The 17,814-nt window shown below is 62.5% G+C and carries 16 protein-coding genes; 11 read left to right on the top strand and 5 right to left on the bottom strand.

The features are described from left to right. Positions 1-61 precede the first annotated feature (61 nt). Positions 62-2,656, bottom strand: coding sequence for an ATP-dependent chaperone ClpB (gene clpB / locus ACTOZL_RS03050; RefSeq protein ID WP_482476611.1), 2,595 nt, complete (start codon positions 2,654-2,656; stop codon positions 62-64). A gap of 388 nt (positions 2,657-3,044) precedes the next feature. Continuing rightward, positions 3,045-3,473, bottom strand: coding sequence for an Hsp20/alpha crystallin family protein (locus tag ACTOZL_RS03045; protein WP_482476610.1), 429 nt, complete (start codon positions 3,471-3,473; stop codon positions 3,045-3,047). A gap of 396 nt (positions 3,474-3,869) precedes the next feature. Between ACTOZL_RS03045 and ACTOZL_RS03040 the strand changes: the two genes are divergently transcribed. Beyond that, positions 3,870-5,066 carry a pyridoxal phosphate-dependent aminotransferase gene (locus tag ACTOZL_RS03040; RefSeq protein ID WP_482476609.1) on the top strand — a complete coding sequence of 399 codons (1,197 nt, stop codon included), beginning with the start codon at positions 3,870-3,872 and terminating at the stop codon, positions 5,064-5,066. A 16-nt stretch (positions 5,067-5,082) separates the two neighbouring features. Here the strand turns inward: ACTOZL_RS03040 and ACTOZL_RS03035 are convergent, their stop codons facing one another. After that, positions 5,083-5,799, bottom strand: a complete 717-nt coding sequence (locus tag ACTOZL_RS03035) for a polysaccharide deacetylase family protein (protein ID WP_482476608.1) — start codon at positions 5,797-5,799, stop codon at positions 5,083-5,085. A 101-nt stretch (positions 5,800-5,900) separates the two neighbouring features. On the opposite strand from ACTOZL_RS03035, the gene spoIID reads away from it, so the two are divergent. The 4 genes from spoIID (at position 5,901) to ACTOZL_RS03015 (ending at position 9,314) form a co-directional block, all read left to right on the top strand. Next, positions 5,901-6,893, top strand: a complete 993-nt coding sequence (spoIID, locus tag ACTOZL_RS03030; RefSeq protein ID WP_482476607.1) for a stage II sporulation protein D — start codon at positions 5,901-5,903, stop codon at positions 6,891-6,893. A 301-nt stretch (positions 6,894-7,194) separates the two neighbouring features. Beyond that, a complete protein-coding gene (gene mnmE / locus ACTOZL_RS03025; protein ID WP_482476606.1) occupies positions 7,195-8,556 on the top strand; it encodes a tRNA uridine-5-carboxymethylaminomethyl(34) synthesis GTPase MnmE in 1,362 nt (453 codons plus the stop codon). A 141-nt stretch (positions 8,557-8,697) separates the two neighbouring features. Next, a complete protein-coding gene (locus tag ACTOZL_RS03020) occupies positions 8,698-8,901 on the top strand; it encodes a helix-turn-helix transcriptional regulator (protein ID WP_482476605.1) in 204 nt (67 codons plus the stop codon). Beyond that, complete coding sequence (locus tag ACTOZL_RS03015) at positions 8,898-9,314, top strand: hypothetical protein (protein WP_482476604.1); 417 nt, start codon at positions 8,898-8,900, stop codon at positions 9,312-9,314. The genes ACTOZL_RS03020 and ACTOZL_RS03015 overlap by 4 nt, the downstream gene beginning before the upstream one ends. Before the next feature lie 93 nt (positions 9,315-9,407). Here the strand turns inward: ACTOZL_RS03015 and ACTOZL_RS03010 are convergent, their stop codons facing one another. After that, positions 9,408-9,608, bottom strand: coding sequence for a hypothetical protein (locus ACTOZL_RS03010; protein ID WP_482476603.1), 201 nt, complete (start codon positions 9,606-9,608; stop codon positions 9,408-9,410). A 147-nt stretch (positions 9,609-9,755) separates the two neighbouring features. Between ACTOZL_RS03010 and rapZ the strand changes: the two genes are divergently transcribed. From rapZ to cls, 6 genes are read left to right on the top strand one after another with little or no spacing between them, the layout of a single operon-like run. Then, positions 9,756-10,619, top strand: coding sequence for an RNase adapter RapZ (gene rapZ / locus ACTOZL_RS03005; protein WP_482476602.1), 864 nt, complete (start codon positions 9,756-9,758; stop codon positions 10,617-10,619). Between the two features lie 29 nt (positions 10,620-10,648). After that, positions 10,649-11,560 (top strand): DNA-binding protein WhiA, encoded by a 912-nt coding sequence (gene whiA, locus ACTOZL_RS03000; protein ID WP_482476601.1) that lies wholly within the window; start codon positions 10,649-10,651, stop codon positions 11,558-11,560. 57 nt (positions 11,561-11,617) lie between these two features. After that, complete coding sequence (locus ACTOZL_RS02995) at positions 11,618-11,782, top strand: hypothetical protein (protein WP_482476600.1); 165 nt, start codon at positions 11,618-11,620, stop codon at positions 11,780-11,782. A gap of 59 nt (positions 11,783-11,841) precedes the next feature. After that, a complete protein-coding gene (locus tag ACTOZL_RS02990) occupies positions 11,842-12,285 on the top strand; it encodes a C-GCAxxG-C-C family protein (RefSeq protein WP_482476599.1) in 444 nt (147 codons plus the stop codon). 3 nt (positions 12,286-12,288) lie between these two features. Then, complete coding sequence (locus tag ACTOZL_RS02985; RefSeq protein WP_482476598.1) at positions 12,289-15,753, top strand: DNA polymerase III subunit alpha; 3,465 nt, start codon at positions 12,289-12,291, stop codon at positions 15,751-15,753. A 34-nt stretch (positions 15,754-15,787) separates the two neighbouring features. After that, positions 15,788-17,320 carry a cardiolipin synthase gene (gene cls, locus ACTOZL_RS02980; RefSeq protein ID WP_482476597.1) on the top strand — a complete coding sequence of 511 codons (1,533 nt, stop codon included), beginning with the start codon at positions 15,788-15,790 and terminating at the stop codon, positions 17,318-17,320. Positions 17,321-17,361: 41 nt separating this feature from the next. Here the strand turns inward: cls and ACTOZL_RS02975 are convergent. Beyond that, positions 17,362-17,814: hypothetical protein (locus ACTOZL_RS02975; protein WP_482476596.1), on the bottom strand; the 453-nt coding region annotated here is incomplete at its 5' end.

Raw genomic sequence — 17,814 nt, 5'->3', positions numbered from 1 at the left:
ACGGAAACTGAAAGAGAGCAACAAAACAAAGCCCGTGGGAAGCGCTTCCCACGGGCTTTGCTTATTGTACCACCAACGTCCCCTCCACGCAATCCACCGTGAGGGTGGTGCCGGGGAGGATGTCCTCGGCGATGAGCTTCCGCCCCACCAAGGTCTCCACACTGTGCTGCAAGAAGCGGCGCAGGGGCCGGGCACCGTAGAGGGGGTCATAGCCCTGCTCCACCACGTAGGCCTTGGCGGCAGGGGTGAGGGACAAATGGAGCTGTTTGTCCGCCAGCCGCCGTTCCAGATTGCCCAGGAGCAGCTCCACAATGGCGGTGATGTCCCCCTTGCTCAGGGGCTTGTAGCACACCACCTCGTCCAGCCGGTTCAAGAACTCCGGCCGGAAGGTGGCCTTTAGAAGCTGGTCCACCTGGACCTTGGCCTCTGGGGAAATCTCCCCATCGTCCCCTATGCCATCCAGAAGGAACTGGGAGCCCAGGTTGGAGGTCAAAATGAGGATGGTATTCTTGAAATCCACCGTGCGCCCCTGGCTGTCGGTGATGCGCCCGTCGTCCAGGACCTGCAAGAGGATGTTGAACACGTCCGGGTGTGCCTTTTCAATTTCGTCAAAGAGCACCACAGAGTAGGGCTTGCGCCGCACCGCCTCGGTGAGCTGTCCCCCCTCCTCATAGCCCACGTACCCCGGCGGGGCCCCGATGAGCCGGGAGACAGAGAACTTTTCCATATACTCCGACATGTCAATGCGCACCAGGTTCCGTTCCGAGTCGAAGAGGGCCTCTGCCAGGGTCTTGGCCAGCTCCGTCTTGCCCACGCCGGTGGGGCCCAGGAAGAGGAAGGAGCCGATGGGCTTGTCTGGGTCGGCGATACCGGCGCGGCTGCGCAAAATGGCCTCGCTCACCAGGCGCACCGCCTCCTCCTGCCCCACCACCCGCTGGTGGAGGATGTCCTCTAAGTGGAGCAGCTTTTCCCGCTCCCCCTCCATGAGCCGGGCCACGGGAATGCCCGTCCAGCGCTCAATGATCCGGGCAATCTCCTCCTCTGTCACCTTGTCCCGGAGCAGGGACGCGGCCTTGCGGCTGGCAGCCGCCTGTTCCTCCACCTCCAGGGCCTGGCGCAGCGCCGGGATTTTGCCGTATTGCAGCTCCGCCGCCCGGTTCAGGTCGTATTCCCGCTGGGCCTGCTCCAAGGCGGCGTTGGCGGATTCCAGCTCCGTGCGCAGCCGCTGGACCTTGCCAATGGCCTCCTTCTCGTTGTCCCACTGGGCTTTCTTGGCGTTGAAGGCCTCCCGCATGTCCGAGAGCTCCTTTTGAATCTCCGCCAAATGCTCCTGGGACAGGGCATCCGTCTCCTTCTTTAACGCCGCTTCCTCTATCTCATGCTGGATGATCCGCCGCTGAATCACATCCAGTTCCGTGGGCATGGAGTCAATCTCCGTGCGGATGAGGGCACAGGCCTCGTCAATCAGGTCAATGGCCTTGTCCGGCAAAAAGCGGTCGGTGATATAGCGGTTGGACAGGGTGGCGGCGGCGATGATGGCCCCGTCCTGTATCTTCACCCCGTGGAACACCTCATAGCGCTCCTTCAGCCCCCGCAGGATGGCCACCGTGTCCTCCACCGAGGGTTCGTTCACCTGCACCGGCTGGAACCGCCGCTCCAAAGCCGCGTCCTTTTCAATATACTGCCGGTACTCATTCAAGGTGGTAGCCCCGATGCAGTGGAGCTCCCCCCGGGCCAGCATGGGCTTGAGCAGATTCCCCGCGTCCATGGCCCCCTCGGTTTTCCCAGCCCCCACAATGGTGTGGAGCTCGTCAATGAACAGAAGGATACGCCCCTCAGAGCCCTTTACCTCGTTGAGTACCGCCTTTAAGCGCTCCTCAAACTCCCCCCGGTACTTGGCCCCGGCCACCAGGGCACCCATGTCCAGGGCAAAAATGGTCTTGTCCTTCAAGGAGGCGGGGACATCCCCCTTGACAATCCGCTGGGCCAAGCCCTCGGCAATGGCCGTCTTGCCTACCCCAGGTTCCCCGATGAGCACAGGGTTGTTTTTCGACTTCCGGGAGAGAATGCGGATGACGTTGCGAATCTCGTCGTCCCGGCCAATCACCGGGTCCAGCTTGTTGGCCCGGGCCCGCTCCACCAGGTCCGTGCCGTACTTCTGCAACGCGTTGTAGGTCTCCTCCGGGTTGTCCGAGGTCACCCGCTGGCCGCCCCGGATGGCCGCCAGGGCCTGCAATACCTTCTCCCTGGTAATCTGGTACTGAGAGAACAACCCCGCCAGTTCCCGCCCGGCGGCATCCAGCAGCCCCAGGAAGAGATGTTCTACGGAGATAAATTCATCCTTCATCTCCCCGGATACCTGCTCCGCCCGGTTCAGGGCCTTGTCCGTTTCCGCCGAGATGTAAACCTTCCCCGCCTCCCGGGCGGTGCCGGCCACCTTGGGCTGGCGGTCCAACAGGTCCCCGGCGGCGGCCATGAGGGAGGGGAGGGTAAGCCCCATACCAGTGAGCAGTTGGGGGATGAGCCCTGCCTCGTCCTGGAGGAGGGCGCAGAGCAGGTGGATCTGCTCGATTTGTGGATTGCCGTATTCCTGGGCCAGGGATTGGGCGTCCCGGATGGCCTCGGCGGATTTTTGGGTGAGTTTTTCTGCGGTCATAAGAGCACACTCCTTCCAGGATGATAAAGATTAAAGTTTTCGTCCACCTTTTTCAAAAGGTGGCGGAGTGCAGGGGCAGAGCCCCTGCCGGGTGCGGGCAGCGCCCGCAATCGCCGATGTTCCGTAGGAACGAGGCCCCCTCCCCCGGGAAAACAAAGTCCCTATAACAAAGGGCGGCGAAGGCGTTACCCTTCCACCGCCCCTTGCCGTTTAGAAAGAGAGAGGATTAAGAGACTATCAAAACAAGTGGTGTCACGCTCCGCCGGTTCGCGACGCGGTTCTAAGCTTCTGCGCTCCGGCAAACCCATCCAGGCCATTGCATGGCCCTCCTTGGGCTTTGCCTGCGCTCCGAAGCTTAGCCCGCTGCTCACGACGGCTCCGCGCTTCGTCAGGTGATTGCAATCTGCCGCCGCTCCGGCTGGACAGGCACCTTCTTAGGCAGGGTCAGGGACAAAATGCCATTCTCATAGCTGGCGGAGATGGCGCTCTCGTCGATCCCCGTCACGTCGAAGGTCCGGGCAAAGGAGCCGTACCGCCGCTCCCGGCGGATGTAGTTGCCCTTGTCGTCCTTCTCGCCGCTTTCCTCCTTGTGCTGGGCCTTGATGCTCAGGATGTTGTCCTTCAGATCCAGCTGGATGTCCTCCTTGCCAAAGCCCGGCAGCTCCGCTTCCAGGAGGAATTTGTCCCCCTGGTCCCGGATGTCCGTACGGAAGGCGGGGAGGGTGGCGTTGGTGCTGCCAAAAAATTTCTTCTCAAAGTTGTCGAAGATGTCAAAGAAGTTGTCGTCTCTGCGTTCAAAGGGAATCATACCAAACATACTATCATGTCTCCTTTTTCTATATTCGGTCCGGCAGAGTTGCCGGTGGGCCTCATGGTGTGGCTTGCAGTCAGAACCGGGGAGTGCTGAGCCTCGCTCCGGTTTCACTGGCTTGTGTCCCGACTACGTGAGATATCTTACTGCGATTTTATGAATAAAGTAAGATAAAAATGTGTCTAAATTGTAAATGTTAGCACTCTAAAGTATTGAGTGCTAATTTGGGTGCGGGGCATGCAATGGCTGGGGGGCAAACATTTCCGCCGTTGTTCTGACGGGGCCTTTGTGGTATACTATAGAACCAGTGATACCAAGTGGCCCTGAGCTAGGATATCCTCAGGGCCCGGACTTTATCTCTGGAAGTTTTACTTTTTCAATATAGAACGGAGGAAGCAACCCATGGCAGGATTGTCACAACGAATGGTGGCCCTGGGCACGGCCCGGTCGGAAATCCGGGAGGCCTTTGCCTTTGCCCAACAGCGCATTGCCCAGGTGGGGGCGGAGCAGGTGGAGGATTTCTCCCTGGGCAACCCCAGCGTCCCCGCCCCGGAACTGGTGCGCCAGACGGCCCAGGCCCTGCTGGATGAGATGGACCCAGTGGCCCTCCACGGCTACACCCCCGCCCAGGGGGACGCCGGCGTCCGGGCCGCCCTGGCGGCGGACTTGAACCGCCGCTTTGGCACAAGCTACGATAGGGACTGCCTCTATTTGACCTGCGGCGCCGCCGGGGCCCTGTGCTGCGCCCTCCATGCCCTGTGCTGTCCAGGGGATGAATTCCTCACCATTTCCCCCTACTTCCCCGAATACAAGGTCTTTGTGGAGAGCGCCGGGGGGACCCTGGTGGAGGTCCCCGCCCGGCGGGAGGATTTCCAAATCGACTTTGCCGCCCTGGAAGCTGCCCTCAACGAAAAGACCAAGGCGGTGCTCATCAACAGCCCCAACAACCCCACCGGGGCGGTGTACCCCAAGGCCGCCATAGAACGGCTGGCGGCGATGCTGGGGGAAAAGAGCCAGGAATTTGGCCATACCATTTACCTGATCTCTGACGAGCCCTACCGGGAAATCGTCTACAGCGACGCCCCCCCGCCCTGGGTGCCGGATGCTTACGGCAACACCCTGGTGTGTTATTCCTATAGCAAATCCCTCTCCCTGCCAGGCCAGCGCATGGGCTATGTCCTGCTGCCCCAGACGGTGGAGGACTTCCCCCTGCTCTATGCCGCCCTGTGCGGGGCGGGACGGGCCCTGGGCTACGTCTGCGCCCCCAGCCTGTTCCAGTTTGTGGCGGCGCGCTGTACCGGGGTGTTTTCGGACCTGAGCATTTACCGGCAAAACCGGGACAGCCTCCTCACCGCCTTGCGGGGGATGGGCTACACCTGCGCCCAGCCGGAGGGGGCCTTTTATCTCTTCCCCCAGACCCCGGAGCCCGATGCCGCCGCGTTCTGCGCCAAGGCCAGGGCCCTGGATTTGATCCTGGTGCCCGGGGACAGCTTCGGCTGCGGCGGGCATGTGCGCATTTCCTACTGCGTCCAGCCGGAGCTGATCCAAAGGGCGCTGCCGAAGTTTGAGAAATTGGCCCGGATGTATGGGCTGATGTGAGGGGAACCGGGGGCCCTCACTCCCCCGGCAGGCAGTGGTACACCACCCCATTCTCCGGCACCTCGCCCCGGAGGGCAAAGAGCTCTTCCACTGTCACCAGGCAGTAGCCCCGTTCCAGCAATTCATCTACACAGGCTAAGGCGGCGGTGACGGAGCTGTGGAAAATGTCGTGCATGAGGACGATGTCCCCGTCCCCCACATCTTCCAGCACCGCCTGGATGATCCGCTCTACGTCCTCGTCCCGCCAGTCCTCGGGGTCCACCGACCAGCACACAATCGGGGCGTCCGCCCACTGTTCCAGGGCTTCGTCCACATAGCCGTAGGGCGGACGGACCATAAAGTGGGATTCCCCCACCAATTCCTCCAAGGCGTGGCGGCACTGGTCCAGCTGCCGGTTGATCCCATCCCGGTCCAGGCCGGAGAGCTGGACGTGGTCCCAGCTGTGCAGGCCAATCTGATGGCCCTCGTCAGCCATCCGCCGCACCAGCTCCGGCCGGGTGGAAATCTGCTTGCCGATGAGGAAAAAACTGGCCTTGGCCCCCCGCTCTTCCAGGCCATCCAGAAGGACCCGGGTGGTCCCCGGCCAGGGGCCGTCGTCAAAGGTCAGGGCAACATAGCCCGCGGGCTCCGCCGCCGCCGTGGCCACGGCAGACCCGCCCCCCGGCAGCAACAGCGCCGCCAAGGCCATACACAGGGCCACCGTCCAAAGCACCCAGATGATATCTTTCCGCATCCTGTCCACGCCCCTTTCTGCTCCATGCAGTATGCCCCCGGAAGGGGGGAAAGTTGCGGGGGACAGGGTGGAACCATTGAAAAAATGCAAGGAGTATCGCCATGAAAAAAGTCGTCGGCATTGCGCTGGTCCTAGCGCTTTTGATCTTCCTCATCCCCATGGGCCTGCGCCAGGAACGCAACGCCCAGGAGGAGCAGCCTACCACCCACACCCAGCTCCCCGACAGCGGCCATGTGTTGAATATCCTCACCGACAGCGGCGTGGAGCCCATGGATTTGAACCAGTACCTGTGGGGGGTGGTGGCGGCGGAGATGCCCGCCAGCTTTGAGCAGGAGGCCCTCCGGGCCCAGGCCGTGGCCGCCCGGACCTACGCCCTCCACAAGGCCGGCGGGGCGGTGAACCACCCAGAGGCGGACCTATGCACCAACTACGCCTGCTGCCAGGCCTGGATTTCCCAGGATGCCGCCCGGAACAACTGGGGGGAAAACGCTGAAGCCAACGCCGCAAAAATCACCGACGCCGTGGCCGCCACCGACGGACAGGTCATCCTCTACGAGGGCGGCCTCATCACCGCCGTGTTCCACTCCTCCTCCGGCACCGGCACCCAGGACGCCGTGGAAGTCTGGGGCAACGATGTGCCCTATCTCCACAGCGTGGCTTCCCCAGAGGGGGAGGAGGTCCCCAACTACCACAGCGAGGTCATCCTCACCACCCAGGAGTTCCGGGAAAAATTCCTCACCGCCCACCCGGAGGCGGTGTTGGAAGGGGAGGACCCCGCCGCCTGGATCGGGGACTGCGTGGTCAACGACGCCGGGAGCGTCCACAGCATCAACATTGCCGGGATCACCATCACCGGGGCCCAGGCCCGGACCATCTTTGGCCTGCGCTCCGCCGCCTTTACCGTGGCCGCCGCCGACGGCCAGGTGAAGTTCTCCGTCACCGGCTTCGGCCACGGGGTGGGTATGAGCCAGTACGGCGCCAACGCCATGGCCAAAGAGGGGAAGGGATACATGGATATCCTAAAACACTATTACACAGGGGTCTCTGTGGAAATCTGCCCGGAGGGCTTGTACCCTAAGCACAGTGGACAATAAACAGGCCTGTGGATTGATACTTTTTTGTAACCAGCCTGTAAAACTTCGTCATTTTTACAAGGGATTTTCCCCTTTGTGCGTTCTGACAAGGGTTTTTTCATGGAAATATACGCAGGATTCCACAGGATTCCCGGGAGAGCGAAGGGGAAAACCTCAACAGGCACAAAGGTTTTACACATTGTCCACATGGTTATCCACATTATCCACAGGGTTGTTAACATACAGTTCCACATGTCAAAAATGAATGTCAAGAGAAAAGTTCCCGGTGGATTTGCTAAAAATCACCGGGGGAGGAGGTTTTATGTCCCAGCTCATCGCCGCCATCGCCACCCCGCCGGGCACCGGGGGGGTGGGCATCCTCCGCCTCTCCGGCCCTGGGGCCATAGAGGCGGCGGCCCAGGTCTTTTCCCCGGCGGGGCCCACCGCCCTGGCGGACGCCCCAGACCGGCAGCTGCTCTATGGTAAGCTCCTGGACGAGAAGGGGCAGGGGTTGGACAGTGCCCTGGCCTTCGTCAGCCGGGCCCCCCGGAGCTACACCGGGGAGGACACGGCGGAGCTCCAATGCCACGGCTCCCCCATGGTGCTGTCCCTGGCCTTGGAGGCGCTGTACGCTGCCGGGGCCCGAGCCGCCCAGCCGGGGGAGTTCACCCAGCGGGCGTTCCTCAACGGCAAGCTGGATTTGACCCAGGCGGAGGCGGTGATTGACCTCATCGACGCGGAGACCCCCGCCGCCGCCCGGGCTGCCGCGGGGCAGTTGGAGGGGGCCTTGTCCCGGCGCATCGGGGGGATTTATGACGGGTTGGTGGACCTCTCCGCCCACTTCCACGCGGTGTTGGACTACCCCGACGAGGAGTTGGACCCCTTCCGCGCCGACACCATCGCCGCCGCCCTGGAAGGGGCCCTGGGGGGCTTGGATGCCCTCCTGGCCACCTACCAGCGGGGGCGGCAGCTCACCCGGGGGGTGCCCACGGCCCTGCTGGGCCGTCCCAATGTGGGGAAATCCTCCCTGCTCAACGCCCTGCTGGGCTATGAGCGGGCCATCGTCACCCAGGCCCCCGGCACCACCAGGGATACCATTGAGGCAAAGGCCACCCTGGGCGGGGTGCTCCTGAACCTTACAGATACCGCCGGCCTCCGGGAGGCCGGGGACGAGGCGGAGCGCTTGGGGGTGGCCCGCAGCCGGGCGGCGGCGGAGACGGCGGAGCTGGTGCTCCTGGTGCTGGACGCCTCCCAGCCCCTGACAGCAGAGGACCGGGAGGCCATCGCCCTGGCCCAGGAGCGGCCCCGTTGTATCTGCCTGTTGAACAAGTCCGACCTGCCCCCGGTGCTCACGGCGGCGGATTTGCCCTTCCCGTGGATATGCCCCGTGAGCGCCAAGGACGGCAGCGGCTTAGACGCCCTGGGGGAACGGGTGGCGGCGCTGTTCCCCGCCGGAGACACCCAAGGGGGAGCGCTGCTCACCAACGCCCGGCAGATGGAGGCCGCCCGCCGGGCCCGGGGGGATTTGGAACGGGCCCAGGAGGGCCTGCGCCTGGGCACCCCGCCGGATTTGCTCCTCAGCGATGTGGAGGAGGCCCTAGGGGCCCTGGGGGAGCTCACCGGAGCCAGCGTGCGGGAGGATATTACCGCGAGAATCTTCCAGCGGTTTTGTGTGGGGAAATAATAGACAGAAAGGGACCGGAAACACCGGCCCCTTTCTTTTTTCAAAAATTTTACGGAAAAATGGAAAGCAAGCTTGACATTTGCCCTAGCAAAGTGTATTCTAGGAATGGAAAGTGAGCTTTCCATTAAGGGAGGTGATGCTGTGAAGAATCGTTTGGAAGCCATCCGTAAGGAGCGGGGGGTCACCCAGGAGGCCTTGGCCGCGGCCTTGGAGGTCACCCGCCAGACCATCAGTTCTTTGGAGAAGGGGCGCTACAACCCCTCTATCCTCCTGGCCTTTAAGCTGGCCCGGTATTTTGAACTGCGCATCGAGGACATCTTTATTTATGAGGAGGACATACCATGAGAAGGAAAACCAAGCTGTATTTGGCCCTGGGGCTGTGCGGGGTGTTGGTCCTGGCCCTGACGCTGCCCCTGAAAGGCTGCCTGTCCCAGCCGGTGGACGGGACATTGATTGGCCTGGGCAGCGCCATGGTGGGCCTTGGGGTGGGGCGGTTTGCCCTGGGCCGCTTTGAGGAGACCCATCCCCAGGCGCTGCATCAGGCGGAAATCGAGGCCAAGGACGAGCGCAACCAGGCCATCCGCTTCCGGGCTCAGGCACAGTCGGGAGTGGTGCTGCAATGGCTGACCATGGCGGCGGCGTGGCTGTGCATCCTGATGGACGGCCCCCTGTGGTTTACCCTGGCGGCTGTGGGGGTATTCACCGGGAAGACGGTGTTGGAACTGGGGTTGATGGCGTATCATCAGCAGCGGATGTGAGGATAGGAAACCCCCGGCGGGAAGGATTGTTTCCCGCCGGGGGTCTGCTGATTGATATACAGAATGTGGGAACCATCGGCAGGGGCACAAGGCTTACAGCTCCCGCAGCTGGTCCTCATCTGCGTAAATGGAAAGTTCCCCGCACTTGGGGCAGATTGCCACCTTGGGCCGCCCGATGCGCCCGCCGAACCAGGCGCCTTCCTCCTTGCAGATCTGAAGCTCATAGGCGCCGCCCTCAACCTTTAGAGCACAGCCCTCCCGCATCTCTGCGCCGCAACGGATACAAATTCGCATGCCTTAGCCCTCCTGTGATGTTTATTTTCATTGATAGTGTAACACAGGGAAGGTCCGGGGGCAAGATATACCCCGCCCCCTTGCAGGAATCCCACTTTTTTGCTATACTAGAGTATCTTGAAAAAACCCACCGCCAGGGAGGTCACTATGGAATTTATCATCATCTCCGGCCAGTCCGGCGCGGGCAAGAGCTCCGCCGCCGCGTTTTTGGAAGACTTGGGCTTTTACTGTGTGGATAACCTCCCCGTGGCCCTGATTACCTCCTTTGCCGGCATCTGCATGGCCGGGGCGGGGACGGGCAAATATAGCCGGGTGGCCCTGGTGACGGATATCCGGGGAGGCCAGACCTTCGACGAGCTCTTCCAGGCCCTGGACGAGCTGGAAGCCATGGCCCTGCGCTACCGTCTGCTCTTCGTGGAGGCCGCCGACGAGGTCATCATCAGCCGCTATAAGGAGACCCGCCACACCCACCCCCTCACCCGCCAGGGCTATTCCCTCCCGGAGGCGGTGCAGTTGGAGCGGGTGGCCTTGGAGCCGGTGCGCCGCCGGGCCAGCCACACCTTGAACTCCACCGGGCTGAACCTGTCCAAGTTCCGGGGGGAGCTGCTGCGGCTCTTCGGCATGGGCTCCCTGGACGAGACCATGACCGTGTCCGTAACCTCCTTCGGCTTCAAGTTCGGCATCCCCATGGACGCCGACCTGGTCTTTGACGTGCGCTTCCTCCCCAACCCCTTTTATATTGCGGAGCTGCGGGAGTGTACCGGGCTGGAAGAGGCGGTGCGCAGCTTCCTCTTCGGCTACCAGCAGACCAACACCTTTCTGCGCCATTTGGAGGAGATGCTCTCCTTCCTCCTGCCCCAGTATGTGGAGGAGGGGAAGTCCTCCCTGGTGATTGCCATCGGCTGCACCGGCGGCCACCACCGCTCCGTGGCCATCGCCCACGCCCTGACGGAGTATATCCGCCAAAAAGGCTACCGGGTGGAGGAGCTCCACCGGGACATGGGGCGATGAACCACACCACCATAGAGGAGGGACGCCCCATGTCCTTTGCTGGCGACACGAAAACAGAGCTGTGCCGGACCAAGCTCACCCGGGCCTGCTGCGCCCAGGCGGAGGCCTGCGGCATCCTGCTCTTTTGCAACCACTTCTCCCCCCGGCAGGTGCGCATCATCACCGAGTCCGCCGCCTTTGCCCAGCGCCTGCCCCTGCTCTTCCAAAAGGCCTTTGGCCTGGGCTTCGACGGCCGGGGCGGGGAGGGGCCGGGGAAACGGGTGTTTACCATCACCCAGCCGGACAAGCTCCGGGCCCTTTGGCAGGCCTGCGCCTTTGACCTCAACGGCCCCGCCCACCACATCAACTTCGGCTTGTTGGAGGAGGCCCACTGCCGCCTGGCCTTCCTCCGGGGGGCGTTCCTGGCAGGGGGCTCCGCCATCGACCCGAAAAAGGGCTACCACTTGGAGTTTTCCACCACCCACTTCAGCGTCAGCCGGGAGCTCACCGCCCTGCTGTTGGAGCTGGGCTTCCCCCCCAAGGCGTCCACCCGGAAGTCCAACTACGTCACCTATTTCAAACAGAGCGAGACCATTGAGGAGCTCCTCACCGCCATCGGCGCGCCGGTGTCCGCCATGGAGCTGATGAACGCCAAGGCGGAAAAGCTCCTGCGCAACGGGGTGAACCGCCGGGTGAACTGCGAGGCCGCCAACGTGGGCAAGACCGTGGACGCCGCCTTGGAGCAGCGCCGGGCCATCCAGGCCCTGCGGGCGTCCCAGCGCTTGGAAACCCTCTCCCCCAAGCTCCAGGAGGCCGCCCAGCTCCGGGAGGCCCATCCAGAGCTCTCCCTATCCCAGCTGGCGGAGCTGTGTACCCCTCCGGTGACCAAGTCCTCCTTGAGCCACCGGCTGAGGAAGCTCATCGCCTTGAGCCAAGAAGCGCCGGAAGGCGCGGAGGGATAGACGCCAGGGATGCGGCTCACCCCACCACCGAGCAAACGACGACAAAGGAGGGGAACCATGTATTTCACACTGATTTTGACCATCCTATGTGCCGGGTTATCCTTCGTGATGCTGGCCCTGACCATCATCAAAGGGGTCAGGGGGGACTATTATACCGGCACCCTGACGGTGGGGACGCTGGCCTTTTGCCTGCTGTCCCTTCTGTTATCCGGCGTTTTCTAACCGCTGGATCCACCACACATACCATAAGATACCATAGAAACAAAAAGGAGTTAATTGTTATGGACCTGACACGTTACCAGAAAGCAATGGACCTGCACAGCAAGGGCTTCAACTGCTGCCAGTCTGTTCTGGCGGCCTTTTCTGACCGCACGGGCCTAGACGACCAGACCGCCTTCAACCTGGCCGGGGGCTTCGGTGCCGGAGCGGGCACCGGGGAGCTATGCGGCGCCCTCAGCGGAGCGGTGATGACCCTGGGCCTCACCCATCCCGTGGACCCCGCCGACCCCGTGGGGGGCAAGCGCCGGACCATGGGCCTGGGCAAGCAGGTCCAGCAGGGGGTGAAGGAGCGCTTCGGCAGCCTGCGCTGCACCGACCTCTTGAAAACCGATATCTCCCCAGAACTCACCCCGGTGGCCCAGGAGATGGGTCTCACCAACCGCTGTGATATCCTCATCGTCAATGCCATCCAGCGGGTGGAAGCGCTCCTCCAGGAGGAAGGCTAAGCCATGGCCTTTGTCCACCTCCACGTCCACTCGGAATACAGCCTCCTGGACGGGGCCTGCCGCTTGGAGGGCCTGGTGCAGCGGGTGAAGGAATTGGGGCAGACGGCCGTAGCCGTCACCGATCACGGGGTGATGTACGGGGCGGTGGACTTTTACAAGGCCGCCAAGGCCGCGGGCATCAAGCCCATCATCGGCTGCGAGGTGTACGTGGCCCCCCGGACCCGCTTCGACAAGGTCCATGAGCTGGACGATAAGCCCTACCACCTGGTGCTGCTGTGCCGCAACGAAACCGGCTATCGCAACCTCTCCGCCCTGGTGAGCCGGGGCTTCACCGAGGGGTTTTACGGCAAGCCCCGCATCGACATGGCGCTGTTGGAGGAGTACCACGAGGGCTTGCTTGCCCTCTCCGCCTGCCTGGCGGGGCAGCTGCCCCGGCTGCTGCTGGCGGGGGACTATGAGGGGGCCAAGGCCCATGCCCTCCACATGCGGGAGCTCTTCGGCCCCGACGGCTATTACCTGGAACTCCAAGACCACGGCATCCCCCAGCAGCGGGAGGCCGCGGGGGCCATTGCCCGGCTCCACCGGGACACCGGCATCCCCCTGGTGGTCACCAATGACGCCCACTACCTCACCCGGGAGGACGCCGCCACCCAAGATGTACTCCTGTGCATCCAGACCGGCCGCAGCGTGGAGGACCCCAGCCGGATGCGCTTCGAGACCCAGGAGTTTTACATCAAGTCCCAAGAGGAGATGGCCGCCCTCTACCCAGACTTCCCGGAAGCGGTGGAAAATACGGCCAAAATCGCCGATTTGTGTAACCTGGACTTCCAGTTCGGGGTCTACCACCTGCCAGAATTCAAGCTGCCAGAGGGGGAGGCCGACGGGGACGCCTATTTTGAAAAGCTCTGCCGGGCGGGGTTCCGGGAGCGCTACCCCCAGGGCAGCGGCGAGTATGAACAGCAGTTGGAATACGAAATGGCCATGATCCGCCGGATGGGCTTTGTGGAATACTTCCTCATCGTCTCCGACTTCATCGGCTATGCCAAGGCCCAGGGCATCCCGGTGGGGCCGGGGCGGGGCTCCGCCGCCGGGTCCATGGTGGCCTATTGCTTAAAAATCACCGACGTGGACCCCATGAAGTATGCCCTGTATTTCGAGCGCTTTTTGAACCCCGAGCGGGTGTCCATGCCGGATATCGACGTGGACTTCTGCTACCGCCGCCGGGGAGAAGTCATCGACTATGTGAACCGGAAGTACGGCGGGGACCATGTGGCCCAGATCGTCACCTTCGGCACCATGGCCGCCAAGGGGGCCATCCGGGACGTGGGACGGGCCCTGGATGTGCCCTATGCCCAGGTGGATACCATCGCCAAGCAGGTGCCCGACACCCTGCACATCACCTTGGAACAGGCCCTGCAAGTTTCCAAGCCATTCCGGGAACTCTACCAGAGTGACCCAACGGCCAAGCAGATCATCGACACCGCCAAGAGCCTAGAGGGGATGCCCCGCCACGCCTCCACCCACGCCGCCGGGGTGGTTATCACCCGGGAGCCTGTGGACCACTACGTCCCCCTGGCGAAAAACGACGAGGCCATCGTCACCCAGTATACCATGACCACCCTGGAAGAGCTGGGGTTGTTGAAAATGGACTTCCTGGCCCTGCGCAACCTCACGGTGTTGGACGACGCCCTGGCCCTGGTCCGGGCCCACACCCCAGGGTTCAGCCTGGAAGCCATCCCCGACGACGACCCGGAGACCTTCCAAATGCTCTCCGAGGGCCGCACCTGCGGGGTGTTCCAGATGGAATCCGCGGGGATGACCGGTGTGTGTGTGGGCCTCAAGCCCAAGGATATTGAGGACATCACCGCCATCATCGCCCTCTACCGGCCGGGGCCTATGGACTCCATCCCCCGCTTCATTGCCTCCAAGCACGACCCCAAGATGATCAGCTATAAGCACCCGGCCTTGGAACCCATCCTGGCCACCACCTACGGCTGCATCGTCTACCAGGAGCAGGTCATTGAGATTTTCCGCCGCCTGGCGGGCTACTCCCTGGGGCAGGCGGATATGGTCCGCCGGGCCATGAGCAAGAAGAAGCGCAAGGACATCGAGCGGGAGCGCACCGCGTTCCTCCAAGGGGACCCAGAGCGGAACATCGCCGGCTGTGCCGCGGGGGGCATCCCTGGGGAGACCGCCCAGGCCATTTACGACGACATCTCGGACTTTGCCGAGTACGCCTTCAACAAGGCCCATGCGGTGTGTTACGCCATCGTGGCCTATCAGACCGCCTGGTTCAAGTGCCACTATCCCCGGGAGTATATGGCAGCCCTGCTGACCTCGGTGCTGGACTCCCAGGGGAAAATCGCCATCTATATTGCGGAATGCCGGGAGATGGGCATCCGCCTCCTGCCCCCGGATATCAACAAGTCCGGCCCCCACTTCACCGTGGCGGGGGAGGACATCCGCTTCGGCCTGGCCGCCCTGAAAGGGGTGGGCAGGGGCTTTACCAATAAGGTGTTGGAGAAGCGGGGAGAAGGGGGGGCCTTCCGCTCCTTCCCGGACTTCTGCCAGCGGCTGTTGGAGGAGGACTTGAACAAGCGGGTGGTGGAAAGCCTCATCCGCGCCGGGGCCTTTGATTCCATGGGCCTGCGGCGCTCCCAGCTTTTGGATGCCTACGAGGGATTCCTAGACGCCCTGGCCCGGAACCGGCGGAAGAATTTGGAGGGACAAGTGGACCTCTTCTCCCTGGGGGGGGAGGAGAGCGAGCCGGTGGAGCTCACCCTCCGGGACATCCCAGAGTGCTCCCCCCAGGAGCTGATGGCCATGGAGAAGGAACTCACAGGGCTGTACCTCTCCGGCCACCCCATGGATGCCTACCGGGACAGCGCCCAGGCCCAGGGGGCGGTGCCCATCGGCGGGCTGTTGGAATCCCTGGAAGGGGAGGACGCCCCCCGCCAGGACGGGGCCCGGGTGCTGGTGGCGGGGGTGGTGTCCTCCGCCAAGACCAAGACCACCCGGAACAACAGCCTCATGGCCTATGTGACCTTGGAGGACGACACCGGCTCTGTGGAGCTGATGGTGTTTGCCCGGGAATTGGAGCAGTGCAGCAACTACCTCCACGAGGGCAGCCCCCTGTTGTGCCAGGGCCGCATCTCCCTGCGGGACGACAAGCCCGCCCAAATTCTGTGCGACCGGGTGACCCCCCTGAGCCAGGTGCCCGAGGCCCCGCCCCCCCAGCCGGAGCTGCGGCAGGGCACCCTGTACCTGCGCCTGGCAGGGGAAGGCCCCCTGCTCCAACGGGTGAAGGACCTGTTCCTCCTCTTCCCCGGGGGGAGCCGCACGGTGCTCTATTTGGCCGACAGCCAGCGGCGGCTGGGGGCCACCTGCCTGCTCCACGAAGCGCTCCTGGAAGAGCTGGGAGAGCTGTTGGGGGAGGAAAATGTGGTGGTGAAAGGGGCGGCATCTTAGGCCCCGGCAGCAACAATCAAACGAAAGGCATACCATGGAAAAAAACATACAACAAGTGTTCTCCCCCCGCCACCAGCGGATTTTATGGGTGGCCCTGAGTATCCTGCTCCAAGCGGGGCTCATTGTGGTGACCCTGCTCTTCTTCAGCCAGTATTTCGGCTGGGTCTACCTGACCTGCGTGGCCATCAGTGTGTTGGTGTCCCTGTACATCTCCACAAAAAAGACCAAGCTGGCCTATAAGGTCGCCTGGATCATCCCCATCCTGCTGTTTCCCCTGGTGGGGGGAATCATGTATATCTTCCTGGGGGGTGGGCGGCAGCCCCACTATCAGAAGGCCGACGCCGTCCGGGTGTTCCGCCGCCACCTGTCCCCCGGCCTGGACAACATGGACTTCCTGGGCTACGGGGCCGACGCCATGCAGCAGGCCTATTACCTCCAGCACAGCGGCTTCTTCCCCGCCTACCTGGGGACGGAAACCCGCTATTTCTCCACCGGCGAGGACTTTTTCCCGGTGCTGTTGGAGGAGCTGGAAAAGGCCCAGTCCTATATCTTCCTAGAGTACTTCATCATCTCCGAGAGCACCATGTGGTGGGAGATTTTGAACGTCTTGGAGAGCAAGGCCCAGGAGGGGGTGGACGTGCGGGTGATCTATGACGGGGTGGGCAGCGCCGCCGTCCTGCCGAAAAATTATCCCGAATACCTCCAAGGCTTGGGCATCCAGTGCCAGGTGTTCCGGCCCTTCGTGCCGGTGCTGTCCATCCACCAGAACAACCGGGACCACCGGAAGCTCTGCGTCATCGACGGCTTGACGGGCTTCGTGGGGGGGCTGAACCTGGGGGACGAGTATGTCAACCGCATCAAGCGCTTTGGCTACTGGAAGGACAACGCCCTGCGCCTGCGGGGGGAGGCGGCCTGGTCCCTTAGTGTCCTGTTCCTGACCATGTGGGACAACATCACCAAGGGCCGCACAGACTACGCCCTCTTCCGGCCCAAGGAGTTCCCGGCCGCTGCCCTGGCGTCGGGGCTGGTGGTGCCCTATGCCGACAGCCCCCTGGCAGAGGATACCCTCTGCGCGGACCTGTTTTTGCAGATGATTACCAAGGCCAAGCGCTACCTCTACCTCACCACCCCCTACCTCTCGGTGGATGAGACCATCCTCTCCGCCCTCACCACCGCCGCCCGGACGGGGGTGGATGTGCGCCTGATGGTGCCCCATATCCCGGACAAAAAGACGGTGTTTACCGTCACCCAGTCCAACTACCCCCCCTTGTTGGAGGCGGGGGTGCGGGTGTTCGAGTTCACCCCCGGCTTCATCCACAGCAAGACCGTGGTAGCCGACGACCTCTATGCCTCTGTGGGCAGCTGCAACATGGACTACCGCAGCCTGTTCCTCCAATTTGAAAACGGCGTGTGGCTGTGCGGCGACCCGGCAGTGGTGGCGGTGCGGGACGACTTCCTAGAGGCCCAGCGCCATTGCCAGGAAATCGCCATGTCGGACTGTGAAAACCTGTCCTTTTTTACTAAGCTGAAGCAGTCTGTGTACCGGATGTTCTCGCCGTTGTTTTGAGAATGGAATCGACAACCCCCGGACGATATGTCCGGGGGTTGTTAATCTGTATCGCTTCCGTCTGTCTGAACCCCATCAACATTGTAGTTGTAGGTCAAAGACGGATTGCCTTCTTGATTCAAAAAGGTGGGCGCGCCATACTGTTTTTCAATTTCCTTTTGCGCCGCCCCCAACGGCACCACATCGTCCAAAACCCAGTGGGTCTGGCCTTTTCCAAAAGCCAATTGCACGACGGTATCTGCCTCCCAATCGTAGGCAACCTGGACCCCGTCCTCACCCTTTCCATAATTTGTTGTCCATAATTGACACGCCTCTTCCGGTCGTTCCGCTTTTTCCTCCGGACTTAGCGCGGCTTCCACTTCTTCGCGGGTCATGCCTAACGTGAGCTTCACACCTGTTTCCTGATTGCTGATTACACCAAGGCTGTCCCTTTTTCCTGCACAGGCGGTAAGGCACAAACACAGCGCCAACACCAGCGCACCTGTCAAGATGAT

It is taken from the genome of Evtepia sp., from assembly GCF_056797215.1.
This window is presented reverse-complemented; position numbering and strand designations above follow the sequence as displayed.